Below are 13,305 nucleotides of genomic sequence, written 5' to 3'. Positions count from 1 at the left end.
ATATTTAGACAAATTTCACTCAACCAAGATGAAAGCTCTTAAATTTTTAGCGATTTTAATACTTCCTGTTACTGTTTACATTTCGTTTACCAATACAGGTTGGCTAACATTGCTCCCTTTGCTCGTTTTTTTTGGTTTGGTTCCACTACTTGAATTGCTATTCAATCCAGACAAAGAAAATCTTAGCACAGAGCAAGAAGAGCGAGAAAAAGAGAACAAACTGTATACCTATATATTATATACAACAGTTCCTCTTCAATTAGTTTTTTTAGGCTGGTTTTTATGGATGATGAAAGACATTGAATTAACTACCTTAGAATATATAGGAAGAATTTCTGCTATGGGGCTAATGTGTGGTGTTATTGGTATTAATGTAGGTCATGAACTAGGACATCGCAATAATCGATTTGATGAATTATTGGGTGAAATTTTATTATTAACATCTTTAGATACTCATTTTTTACCATACCATAATGCAGGACATCACTTTAATGTAGCTACTCCCAATGATGCTGCAACGGCAAGAAAAAATGAAGTAGTATATTTTTTCTGGATTCGTTCCCATTTTCAAAGTTATTATCAAGCTTGGGAAGCAGAAAACAAACGTCTAAAAAACTCTGAACGAAACTGGTTTCACCTACAAAACAGAATGCTTATCTATACACTTTGCAACATTCTATTATTAGTAGGCATTTTCTATTTCTTCGGACTAAAAACACTATTCGCCTTTGTAGCTGCTGCAATTTTTGGAATTTTATTACTCGAAACTGTAAATTATATAGAACATTACGGATTACTACGTAAACAGAACGAAAAAGGGCGTTACGAACGTGTAAAAAGAACCCATTCTTGGAATTCAGACCACAGAATTGGTATGCTAATGCTATTTAATTTATCTCGTCACTCCGACCATCATTATAACGGAAGTAAACATTATCAACTTTTAAAATCACTACCTGAAAGTCCACAGATGCCCACTGGTTATCCAGGTATGATGCTCGTTGCTTTAATTCCACCATTATGGTTTTCAATAATGAATAAAAAATTACAAGACTTATAGCTTATGAATATTCCCGAATTGGTTCAGTCGCAAAAAAGCTATTTTGCTACGCAACAAACCAAAGATATTTCCTTTAGAAAAAATGCTTTAAAAAGATTACAAAAGGAGCTTATTGCAAGAGAAAAAAACATTATAAAAGCATTGCACGATGATTTTAAAAAATCGGAATACGAAGCAGTAATGACCGAAACTTCTATTGTGTTAGCTGAATTAAAAATGGCAATAAAAAACATACACTCATGGAGCAAACCTCAACGTGTATTACCCTCGTTACTAAATTTTCCTTCCTCAGCAAAAATTTATAAAGAACCTTACGGAACTGTACTTATCATTGCCCCTTGGAATTACCCATATCAGCTAGCTTTTGCACCTTTATTAGGCGCTATTGCAGCAGGAAATACTGTGGTATTAAAACCTTCGGAACTAACACCCAATACTAGTAAAATTACCAAAGAAATTGTTGAAGCTGTCTTTGATAAAAATCATGTTGCTGTGGTAGAAGGTGGCGTAGATATTTCTACTGAATTGCTAGCCCAACGTTGGGATTATATTTTCTTTACTGGAAGTGTTCCTGTAGGTAAAATTGTTGCCAAAGCCGCAGCAAATCATCTAACTCCTGTTACCTTAGAATTGGGCGGAAAAAGTCCGTGTATCGTTGATGAAACTGCCAATATTAAATTGGCCGCAAAACGTTTGGTTTGGGGAAAATTTATCAATGGTGGACAAACCTGTATTGCTCCTGATTATTTATTGATTCATACATCGGTTAAAGAACAATTTATACAACAGTTTAAAGAAGAAATTTTCAGAGCTTATGGAGAGAATCCTCAAAATTCTCCTGATTTCCCGCGTATAGTAAACACCAGAAATTTTGACCGATTAGCCATCATGCTAGAAAATGAAAATTGCGTAATTGGCGGGCAAACCGATAGAGACGATTGCTACATTGCTCCTACCTTAATTGACGAACCTAGTTTGGATAGTGAAGTAATGAAAGGAGAAATTTTCGGGCCAATTTTCCCACTAATTTCTTACGAAAACGAAGCAGATATTGAAAAAGTCACCTCAAAATACGACAAACCTTTGGCCTTATACGTGTTTACCAATCGAAATTCATTTGCTAAAAAAATGATTCAACGTTATTCGTTTGGTGGTGGAACCATAAACGACACTACGGTTCATTTTGCCAATCACAGATTACCTTTTGGCGGCGTGGGAGAAAGTGGCATAGGTGGTTATCACGGAAAGCAAACTTTTGACACTTTTTCACACAAAAAAGGAGTAGTTTCTCGCGGAACTTGGTTAGACATTCCTACTCGATATGCTCCATACAAAGGAAAATTACAACAATTAAAAACTTTAATGAAACTGGGATAGTTTTCTAAAAAAGAACCCAAACTTTATAAGTTATGACAGAAAAAACCGTATCAGAAGCAGTTAATTATCGTCGTTCGGTAAGAGTGTATGATTCTGAAAAACCAATAGACATTACTGTTGTAAAAAAATGCTTGGAACAAGCTAGTTTAGCACCTACAAGTAGCAATATGCAACTGTGGGAATTTTACCATATCACTTCTAAAGAAATGATGCACAAAATAGCTCCGTTGTGTTTTAATCAAAATGCTGCTAGAACTGCGCAACAACTAGTAATATTTGTGGTTCGTAAGGATTTATGGCGCAAACGCGCTAAAGCCAACTTAGCTTTTATGGACAAAACTTTTGGAGTAGACAATCCGAAATCAGAACAAAGTAGTAGAGAAAAAGTAGCACGTAACTACTACGGAAAACTGATTCCGTTTACCTATTTTGACATTTTTGGGATTTTTGGCTATATCAAATACCTGATGATTCTTGTTGTAGGACTTTTCCGCCCTATTTATCGTGAAGTTCGCAATAGTGATATGCGAGTAGTCGCTCATAAAACCTGTGGATTAGCCGCACAAACCTTTATGTTATCGATGGCTGCTGAAGGATACGATACTTGTCCTATGGAAGGCTCCGACACTTGGCGCATTAAACGCTTATTAGACTTACCTTTTGGCGCAGAAATTAATATGGTCATTTCTTGTGGTATCCGTAAACCAGAAGGAGTGTATGGCGAGCGTTTTAGAATTCCTTTTGAGGAGGTTTATAGAGAGATTTAATTATTTCTTAAAACAATAAATTTTATTTTATTAGCTATTTTTTTGATAATTAAGATTTAAAACATATATAAATTCTTTCCATATTAAGGATTTAGTTACTTCTTTTAAATTAAGAAAAGATTTTACATTAGGTTTTTCACCAGCATTTTCACTAGGAATAAACTTTTGTTTCTTATTATCTTCTTTAAATGAAAAAGCGTAACTTATTTTACCTTCAAATATTTGACTTTTTGATATTCTTAAATCATTATTTAAATAGTAAAAATCAATTATAAACTCAAGTAGAGCCTTCCAAAAACTTTCCTTTACTGTCATATCTTTTTCTGTGGAAACTTCATTAAATGATTTTATTAAATCTTTATAGTCGCCATTAAATATATTTACAATATCATCAACAATTTCAACCAAATTTCTTTCTTTATTAAAATTCATCTTTGACACCTTTCTAATCTGCCTAAAACTAATTTGCTTATTATTAAACAACAGAGTTAATAAGTTTATTTTTAGATTAGGAAATCCAGAATCTGGATATTCTCGCAAATTATAATCTTCTTTAAATAAACTTTTTATAGCATCATAAAAAGTCAAAAAATAAATTTCATCTGAATAAAATTTATTTATATACCCTTCAAAATCAGAACCATTACCATATTTGTGATGATATATACTTTTTATATTATAATAGTCAGCAACAATAATAACTTTATCTATTCCAAATTTGTTAATTGAATATTCAGAATTATCAAAATTAGCTGAGAAAACATTTAGAAGCCTAAAGATATGTTCTGGTTCAATCCTATCCAAATCATCTAATATTAAGATATTTTTCATCTCTCCATCCTCTCCCTTTATCTCATTTAGCTTATTATTAATATAGGTAGTAATAATGTCATGTTCAAAAACACTCCCTTTCGTATTTTCCATACGACTAATAAAACTATTCACTTCAGGGGTTTTAAATTCCTGCTGATACAGTTCTAAAATTTCCTTTTCAACTTTATCAAAGGCTTGTATTATCTCTTTTAAAGACTTTCCTATTTCTGGAATTTTCTCAATAAAACTTAACAAGATCGCTTCAATATTCTTTTTTAAAATCCCTTTTACCCCTTTTGAATAGTCTATACTAATTTCTTCCTTTGTATTATCTTTTTTTAATACCTCAAACAATAAATCATATTTAATCAATTCAAATACGTCTTCATTTTTGTTTACTTCATAATGCACAGGGTATAAATGAAAAAAATTATAGTTACTTCCCTCCTCAACCGACTCTATAAAATCTTTTAAAAAAGTAGTCTTTCCAAAACCAAAAGGAGCCGACAAAAAAATAAAATCAGAATTATTTATATGTTCTTCAAAATCGAAAAAAGAATTAGTTTGCAGTTTGTAGCCTTTCTCTCTTGTCATATTTTCATTTTTTTATTTCCATATTTTCTCTTAGACTTCAGATTTCTCCCTCTGGTCGAAATGACATTCTATTTATTATTCTTCGGTAAAAACACCAATTTATTTTTGCTCTTCTTTATAGCTGCCTCATTGAGGATCATTTTTACAAACTCTCCATCTACATATTTTTGTGCTTGGTCTTTGTAATACGGACTAAACACATTCCCAGATTGTCCTGTTGGTAAAATAGCAATGCTATTTTCTACATCAGAAAAGTCAATTATTCTACGTGTTGAAGGTCCTCCGTGAATTTTATACACTCCTGTGCTGTCCAACTTAAAAATTTGGTTGTTGATTACCTCATTTCCCCCTATGGTTTCAAAGGGACCAACATTAAAGAACTTACGTAATAATCCACCTGCTTTACCAATGGCGTGCTCATACTCCACAGAAATTACACGATTCCATGTCCAATAATCTACATTTTCTCCTAATTGGTTTTGTAAAAATGCGATGGCTTTATGAAAAGCTGTTGTGATTATTTCATTTCTAGTTTCAACTTTATCTGTAGTTGAAATATCATCCCACCAAACCGATTGCTCTTTTTTAGCTTGTTCAGCTAATACCTGATCTTGTAATGGTGTATCTATAAATAACTGAAAACTGTCTCCTAACTCATCTTTAAAAGTAGCAGTTAAAAATTCGTACAAAAATCGACTGTAAATCGTTGGTGCTACATTGGTTTTGGCATATTCTCCATCCCATTCTTCTAATATCAAATACGCTTTTGTAGCTGAAGGAGATAGTGATGATTTGTCTACACTTGCTAACAACTCCCTTCCAATTTCTGGAACCACCGACGAAGTAACATCGTAAATCATTTCAGCCACATTCTGTTTGGTAAAATCATTTTTAGGCTCTAATAACTGAACAATTCTCTTAGCTCTATCTTCTGGTTGATAATAGCCTGGATATAACTTCCCTCTCACAAAATCGGGTTGGTTATTTGCTGAATACACATAATTCCAACTTGGATTTTCTGCTTGCGGATTTTCTTCAAAATCTAAATACTCTATAATTTCGTCTTTTCCTGAAGCTCCATTCAAATACATTTTAGAAGATAGGCTATCTCTTAACTCATATAATTTAGCAGAGGCAAACCAACCTACATTCCCTTTAGCATCTCCGTACATTACATTCAGTCCTGGAGCATGAATTTTAGCAGTTCCTGTTTTAAAATCTTGTAACGAATTTGCATGCGACATTTTGTACGATGCTTCTAGCAATTGGTTAGGTAACTGTGTATAAATCCAGTTCATTGCCACTGGTTTTTCATCTGTAATATGCTCTATCAATCCATTCATAATCGGACCGTGCTTACTCACTTTTACTTGATAGATAGTGTCTTTTCCACCCTTAACCTTTATATGCTTATCCCACAACTCATATTTTCGATATCCTTCAGGAGTTTTGTACTCCATTGAATTTTCTGGATTGTTTTCTTCTTCATAAAAATTCAAGTCATCATTTGCTAGCATCGTTAAACCATATGCATAGTCTTTATTATGCCCTAACAACGGAAACGGCATTAGTGCTAAATTAAAACCGTACACTTCAAAATCAGGGGTCTTAATATGATTCTGATACCAAACCGAAGGCTGGGAAAAATTGATATGTGGATCATTTGCAAAAATTACCTTTCCGTTTTTGGTTTTTGGTGGTGCAATTACCCAAGAATTACTTCCTATAAAAGGAGCCACTGGCAATTGATCCATAATTTCACTCACTGCTAAAGACAACTCTGCTTTAATTGCTTTTTTATTGGTGGTTTTATTCAGCGTTAAATTTTCATTGAACGAGTTTAGCAATTCATTTACATACGGTTCTCCCAATTTTTCTTTTACTTCTGTTAGTAACGGATCTGTTTTATGTGCTATCGCAAAACTAAATGCCATGTAACCAAAAACATTGTACACATCTTTAATCGTATAGTTTTCTTTATCCAATCCCACTAAATAAAACTCTAAAGGTGTTGCCCCTTCCTCTATAAACTGATTGACTCCGTTTAAATAAGCTTCTGTTAATTTATAAGCTTCTGAGTTTTTATCCAACTCTCTAATTGTTTTTTCCGAAGCTTCTTCAATTCCTAATCCCGAGAAAAACTTATCTACTTTTACCAAATCTTTTCCGAAAATTTCCGCTAATCTTCCCGCTGCTATTCTTCGAATCAATTCCATTTGCCATAACCTGTCTTGAGCATGTACATAACCTAGAGCAGTATAAGCATCTTGCTGATTCTGTGCATTAATGTGCGGTACACCTACCTCATCATAATACACAGTGACTTTCTCAGAAATAGAGGCGAGTGGTAATTCACCTTTATACGTTGGATGCAAGTTTTTTGTAAACAACCAAACTCCAACACTCAATACAGCTAATAACAGTAAAACAATTTTTAAAGACTTTTTAAATAATTTCATTAGGGATGATTTTCTTCAAATATAACAGATTTATTACTCTTTCTTAAATCTGACTAAAAAGTGTAATTTTTACACAGTATCGTTTTTGTTTTACACACTTTTTACACATTAACAAAATACACCTCCCTTAAACACAAAACACATAAACACCCTATTTACAGTACATTAAAACAACTTCTAGTTTTAATACATATTCATGGCATACTTATTTCAATATTGCGAACAGACAATAAATAATTTATAATTAAAAAATTTAAAATCATGAAAAAATTAATTTTAGCAGCAGCCATTTTAGCAGGAGTTTCAACTTATGCAACTATTAACAATACAACTTCTCCTATTAATTCGGTATACACAATTATTGACAATGATTTTCAAGAAGTTGCTTTAGACAAATTACCAACAGCAATAGTTGAATCTGTTAAAAAGAATTTCCCTAAAGCTACATTAAGTAAAGCTTTTGTAAACGAAAAAGAGCAGTACAAATTAGAGATTAGTGTTGATAACAAAAACCAAACACTTTATGCTGACAAAGAAGGAAACTGGTTAGACGAAAAAGAAGTTAGCAACACTAAGAAATAATTTTCTTATTTCCCCTCAATTTTATCGATAAAAGAGCGTTTTCATGTAAAGCGCTCTTTTTATTTTTATAAAGAGTTAACACAACCTATTTTTAAATAGACATTTTTCATGAAAAAGATTTTATTGGTAGAGGACGATGTTACATTTTCTAATATGTTAAAACATTTTTTAGAGCGACATCAGTATACTGTTGAGGTTAGCTATACTATTAAAAATGCTTCCGTTCTCTTAAAAAAACATTCCTATAATTTAATTTTTACTGATTTACGCCTTCCTGATGGTAACGGTATCGATTTACTTAAGTTAAGTAAAGATAATAACAGTAATATCCCTGTTGTTTTAATGACTAGTTATGCTGAGGTTTCAACGGCTGTTCAAGCAATGAAACAAGGTGCTTTTGATTATATTTCCAAGCCTTTTAATCCAGATGAAGTTTTAGAAGTAATTAGCAATGCCCTTGAGGTAAAAACTGACCATACCATCGAACCCATAAAAAAAGACAATAAAAATTCAAGTATGAATTCTAATGTTGTTTTAGGCATAAGCACTACCTCTAAAAACCTACACGAACATATTTATTTAGTGGCCCCCACTGACATGTCTGTTCTTATTACAGGTGAAAGTGGCACAGGTAAAGAAGTTGTTGCAAATACAATTCACACCCAAAGCATGCGTAAAAACAAACCTTTTATAGCTGTTGATTGTGGAGCTATTCCTAAAGAAATTGCTTCGAGTGAATTTTTTGGGCATCAAAAAGGTTCTTTTACTGGTGCAACTAATGACAAAATAGGGCACTTTGAAGCAGCAAACGGGGGTACTCTTTTTTTAGATGAGGTTGGTAATTTAAATTATGAAAGTCAAGTACAACTTTTACGTGCATTACAAGAAAGGAAGATTAAACCTGTAGGAAGCAGTAAAGAAATCACAGTAGATATTCGCTTAATTACCGCTACCAATGAAGATTTATCTTTAGCTGTTGAAAAAGGAAACTTTAGAGAAGATTTGTATCATCGTTTAAATGAGTTTTCTATTAAAGTTCCTAGTTTAAAAGAAAGAAAAGATGATTTAATTCTATACGCTGATTTCTTTCTAGAAAAAGCTAACGAACAACTCAACAAGTCAATTGCAGGATTTTCTCAAGAAGTATTAACCTTATTTCAACAATATAATTGGCCTGGGAACTTACGTGAGTTATCTAATGTTATAAAAAGAGCTACACTTTTATGTCAAACCGAAATTATTCAAAAAGAAGTCTTACCGGAAGAACTCAAAACTTCTGAAAACCAATATGGTGTATCTAATGAATTTTCAACTAAAGAAAACGAAAAACAACTTATTATAAGAGCTTTGCATGAAACTGATAATAATAAAACTAAGGCTGCAAAACTTTTAAGCATTACCAGAAAAACTTTATACAATAAAATAAAAGAACACAATATTAATTAAGATAGATTTTTATTGTTCTTGTAAAGTCATTTAATTTTCTTTTAAAAACTTCCCAAGAGTCTTTATCTATTTTTTTTGCTTCTTCAAAACCTTCTAAAAAAACAACCAATTCAGTTGCTTTTAACCACTTACACATTCCCAGCATTTTATGACTGATATTATTAAACTCATGCAAATCATTTTGTTCTATAGATCTCTCTAATAGCAACAAGTTTTCTTCTACATCTTTCAAAAACGATTTCAATGTTTTTCCAATCATTAATTGATCATTATTAAGAAAAACTTCTAAAGAAGTAATATCAAATTTCCCTGTCCTCTTTATGCTTTCTTGAAAGCTATTAACCTTCTCCTTTTCTTTAATTTCAATATCGAAAAAACGTTTTAGAATATCTTTTAGTTTCTCGGTCTGAAAGGGTTTTATTAGTGCATCAGAAAAACCGTTTTTTATATATGCTGCTTCAGATAAATTAGCTCTTCCTGTCATTGCTATAATAGGTTGTGCTTTGTAAGAGTTATGTTTCTTTAGAGTTTCCATAAAATAAACCCCATTCATTTTTGGAAGCTGTATATCTGTTAAAACCAAATCATAAGAAATACCATCAATATTTTTTAATGCCTCTTGGGCATTGCTAAACAGTGTAACCTTTACCCCTAATTCTTCCAAAACATTTTTTAAAAGCTCTCTCATTGACGCATCATCTTCGACAATTACAGCATGAATATTTGGAGGTGTGTTTTTTAAATACTTGATATTATTCCTTTTTACAACTTCAGATGAAAAAATAACAGGAACAGATAACTTAAATACACTTCCTTCTCCTAAAGTACTTTTCAAGGTCAGAGAACCTCCTAATAATTCTGCAAGCCTCCTAGAAATAGTCAAACCTAATCCAAAACCTTTTTGTCCATTCTCTTTTTCATGTGCTTGAGTAAATTCTTTAAAGACTTTTTCTTGTTTATCCTTACTGATTCCAATTCCAGTATCGGTTACTGTTATCTCTATATAGCACTCTTCTTTTGCAATTCTTAACTTACTTTGAATCGTTATTGAACCTTGGTTTGTAAACTTACAGGCATTTGCAACTAAATTGTAAAGTATTTGCTTTATTCTAAAAGGATCACTAACAATTAAAGAGTTGATTTTTTCATCATGTTTAACGCTTACTAATATAGGTTTGTTTTGAACAAGATTTTTAGCACTTTCAGCTACCTCTTCTAAATTTCGTTCTAAATCAAAAGGAACAGCTTCTATCGCTATTTTTCCATTTTCTAATTTAGAAAACTCTAAAAGATCTCCTACAAGTTGCCCCATATATACTGATGCATTTTGTATGTGTACCACATAATTTTTCTCTTTCGTACTAGCAATAGATTTTTGTAACAATTCACTAAACCCTGTGATGGTACTTAAAGGAGTTCTTAAATCATGGCTTACCATAGATATTAATTGCTCTCTACTTTTTAAAAGTGATGAAGTTATAGCATTCGCATTCTCTAACTGTTGTCTGTAATGCTGACTCTTCCAAAAATCATTTAAAATAATAATTGAGAATAATACAATTATAACAAACCCTATTCCTGTTGCTAATAAGATAATATTTTTACTTCGGTCAAGCGTTTCTTCATGTCTTTTATAAGCTTCATTAGCGTTTGAAATCACATCTTTTTCCAAAACACTTAAAACCTCTCGTAATTTTCTTGAAATTATTATATCATTTTCAATTAATTCTCTTTCTTTTATCCTCAAGAATCTTCGTTTAGCATTCGCTTCTCTTTGAACTTTTTGAAGTATTTCTTTTGAAGCAGACACCAAAGAGTCTATTTGTTTTTGCTCTACAGTACTAACAGGTTTTTCTTCATCCTCTCTGTCAAACAACCTCAAATACCTCTCTAGATTTAACCCTTTTTCATTACTAAAAAGGTTCGGGTTTTCAACAAGATCTTTTACTGATTCTTTGTCTAAAAGTGAATCTATAGAACCTAACTTATCTATTGCTTCATTAATAGATTTTTCAGAAGCATTTCTTTGATTTAACTTTCTTAAACTAGTTATGTTTTTACGTTTTTTATTTAAAACCAACTTAACGCTGTCTAGAATAAACTTCTTTGATATATCTCTTACTATAAAATTAAGAGAATCTATTTTTTTAAGTAACAATTTGTTTTCAGTAACATACTCGTTGAATCTTTTGGGTGAATTTAATTGAATAGCAGCCCTACCTAAGTTTTCATTTTCATAAATATCTGCTATTAACCCTCCTGTTTGTATAATATTATTTCTATCCGAAACCCCTTGTTTTTGTATCTCTATATAAGTTTCTATTTCAGAAAAAAGTAATGCCCCAGAAACAATCGCTAAAACTCCAAGAATAGCATACCCTATTAACACTTTAAAAGCAATTTTTTGTTTAGATGTTTCCATAAAGCTATACTTCTCTACTTTAGTTTCATTTATCTACAAAAACGTTCATATTTACCCTTTGTTGTTTTATAGTTTACTTATATAAATACACCCCATAACATCAACATAAAACATAAGCTCATTGCTTTCATTATTTTCTTTAAAGACTCAAAACAATGAAAGATTGTTTGTATTTTTGATGCCTATAAAATCATGTCTAATGAGAAAAATCCAAATGGTTGACTTACAGAGTCAATATCAAAAAATAAAAGATACAGTTGACGCTTCTATTCAAGAGGTTTTAAACTCTTCAGCGTATATTAACGGGCCTTATGTTCATGAGTTTCAAGCAGATTTAGAAAAGTATTTAGGTGTTAAACACGTAATTCCGTGTGCTAATGGTACCGATGCTTTACAAATCGCTATGATGGGCTTAGGTTTAGAACCAGGTGACGAGGTTATTACTGCTGATTTTACATTTGCTGCTACCGTAGAGGTAATCGGTTTATTAAAACTAACTCCTGTTTTGGTTGATGTTGAACCAGATACCTTTAACATAGATATTGATGCTTTAAAAAAGGCAATTACTCCAAAAACTAAGGCGATTGTTCCTGTACATTTATTTGGACAATGTGCGAATATGGAAGCAGTTCTTGAAGTTGCTAATGAACATAACTTATTCGTGATTGAAGATAATGCACAAGCTATTGGTGCTGATTACACCTTTGCTGACGGAACTAAAAAGAAAGCAGGTACCATGGGTAATGTTGGAACCACTTCTTTCTTCCCTTCTAAAAACTTAGGATGTTATGGTGATGGTGGAGCTATTTTTACAAATGATGATGAATTAGCACACATACTTCGTGGAATGGTAAATCACGGAATGTATAAACGTTATTACCATGATGTAGTTGGAGTGAATTCTCGTTTAGATTCTATTCAAGCAGCAGTATTAAAAGCTAAACTACCTTTATTAGACAGCTATTGTGATGCTCGTAGAAAAGCTGCAGAATATTACTCAAATGCTTTTGCTGATAATCCAAATATCATTACGCCTATCATTAGCGATTTTACCACACATGTGTTCCACCAATATACGTTGAGAATTATCAACGGAAAACGCGATGAATTACATCAACATTTATTAGATAAAGGTATTCCTAATGCTATTTACTACCCTGTTCCATTACATGCTCAAAAAGCATATCAAGATAACAGATACAACGAAACAGATTTTACGGTTACCAATCAATTAATTGATGAAGTAATTTCGTTACCAATGCATACTGAACTTGATGAAGAACAATTGGCTTTTATTACTAAGACCATAAACGATTTTATCTAATAGTTAAAACGGTAAGCTATGAATCAAAAAATTAAAACTTTAAAAATTATTCATCTAGCAATGGTAGGAGGTGTTACTTTAGGGTATACTTTTTTAGGTGATTTTAAAACCATTTTTAATATGGTTATTGACGATTCATCTTTATTATATGCGTTTATACCTGCAATCGCATATGTGTTTAGTAACTTAATGTTTAAAAACACACTAAAAACCATAAAGAATGATGCTCCTGTTGAAGAAAAACTTGCCGTTTATCAAAGTGCATCCATTATACGATGGGCTATTATAGAAAGTGCTTGTTTTATACTTATTATCTTAAAACCAGATTTTTTATTACTAGGAGTAATTTTATTGATTTATTTGATTCTTATAGCTCCAAAAGAGCCTCAAATCATAAAAACTTTAGGAATTAAAGATTCTGAATTATAATCATAAAATAAAAAGCGAACTCAGTTGAGTTC

Annotated in this window: 10 protein-coding genes; 7 read left to right on the top strand and 3 right to left on the bottom strand. The window is 31.8% G+C overall.

Annotation, left to right across the window (positions count from 1 at the left end; genetic code table 11):
• Positions 1 to 28: 28 nt before the first annotated feature.
• From DFQ07_RS13650 to DFQ07_RS13640, 3 genes are read left to right on the top strand one after another with little or no spacing between them, the layout of a single operon-like run.
• Complete coding sequence (locus DFQ07_RS13650; RefSeq protein ID WP_133537806.1) at positions 29 to 1,060, top strand: alkane 1-monooxygenase; 1,032 nt, start codon at positions 29 to 31, stop codon at positions 1,058 to 1,060.
• A gap of 3 nt (positions 1,061 to 1,063) precedes the next feature.
• Complete coding sequence (locus DFQ07_RS13645) at positions 1,064 to 2,437, top strand: aldehyde dehydrogenase (RefSeq protein WP_133537804.1); 1,374 nt, start codon at positions 1,064 to 1,066, stop codon at positions 2,435 to 2,437.
• 32 nt (positions 2,438 to 2,469) lie between these two features.
• The gene (locus DFQ07_RS13640) at positions 2,470 to 3,204 is read left to right on the top strand and encodes a nitroreductase family protein (RefSeq protein WP_133537802.1); all 735 of its coding nucleotides are present in this window, start codon (positions 2,470 to 2,472) and stop codon (positions 3,202 to 3,204) included.
• A gap of 30 nt (positions 3,205 to 3,234) precedes the next feature.
• Here DFQ07_RS13640 and DFQ07_RS13635 read toward each other — a convergent pair whose 3' ends face one another.
• Entirely contained in the window at positions 3,235 to 4,611 is a 1,377-nt protein-coding gene (locus tag DFQ07_RS13635; protein ID WP_133537800.1) for a P-loop NTPase fold protein, read from the bottom strand.
• Between the two features lie 68 nt (positions 4,612 to 4,679).
• A complete protein-coding gene (locus DFQ07_RS13630; protein ID WP_133537798.1) occupies positions 4,680 to 7,070 on the bottom strand; it encodes a penicillin acylase family protein in 2,391 nt (796 codons plus the stop codon).
• Between the two features lie 261 nt (positions 7,071 to 7,331).
• Between DFQ07_RS13630 and DFQ07_RS13625 the strand changes: the two genes are divergently transcribed.
• Together DFQ07_RS13625 and DFQ07_RS13620 are read left to right on the top strand one after the other, a co-directional pair.
• Positions 7,332 to 7,652: a hypothetical protein gene (locus DFQ07_RS13625; RefSeq protein ID WP_133537796.1), complete on the top strand. Its 321-nt coding sequence runs from the start codon at positions 7,332 to 7,334 to the stop codon at positions 7,650 to 7,652.
• Positions 7,653 to 7,760: 108 nt separating this feature from the next.
• The gene (locus DFQ07_RS13620) at positions 7,761 to 9,098 is read left to right on the top strand and encodes a sigma-54-dependent transcriptional regulator (RefSeq protein WP_133537794.1); all 1,338 of its coding nucleotides are present in this window, start codon (positions 7,761 to 7,763) and stop codon (positions 9,096 to 9,098) included.
• Here DFQ07_RS13620 and DFQ07_RS13615 read toward each other — a convergent pair.
• Positions 9,091 to 11,520: an ATP-binding response regulator gene (locus DFQ07_RS13615; protein WP_133537792.1), complete on the bottom strand. Its 2,430-nt coding sequence runs from the start codon at positions 11,518 to 11,520 to the stop codon at positions 9,091 to 9,093. The genes DFQ07_RS13620 and DFQ07_RS13615 overlap by 8 nt on opposite strands.
• Positions 11,521 to 11,719: 199 nt before the next feature.
• Here DFQ07_RS13615 and DFQ07_RS13610 point away from each other — a divergent pair, with 199 nt between their 5' ends.
• Entirely contained in the window at positions 11,720 to 12,844 is a 1,125-nt protein-coding gene (locus DFQ07_RS13610) for a DegT/DnrJ/EryC1/StrS family aminotransferase (protein ID WP_133537790.1), read from the top strand.
• An 18-nt stretch (positions 12,845 to 12,862) separates the two neighbouring features.
• Complete coding sequence (locus tag DFQ07_RS13605) at positions 12,863 to 13,273, top strand: MFS transporter (protein ID WP_133537788.1); 411 nt, start codon at positions 12,863 to 12,865, stop codon at positions 13,271 to 13,273.
• Positions 13,274 to 13,305 lie beyond the last annotated feature (32 nt).

The sequence above is a fragment of the Tenacibaculum caenipelagi genome (assembly GCF_004363005.1).
GTDB classification, from domain to species: domain Bacteria; phylum Bacteroidota; class Bacteroidia; order Flavobacteriales; family Flavobacteriaceae; genus Polaribacter; species Polaribacter caenipelagi.
This window is presented reverse-complemented; position numbering and strand designations above follow the sequence as displayed.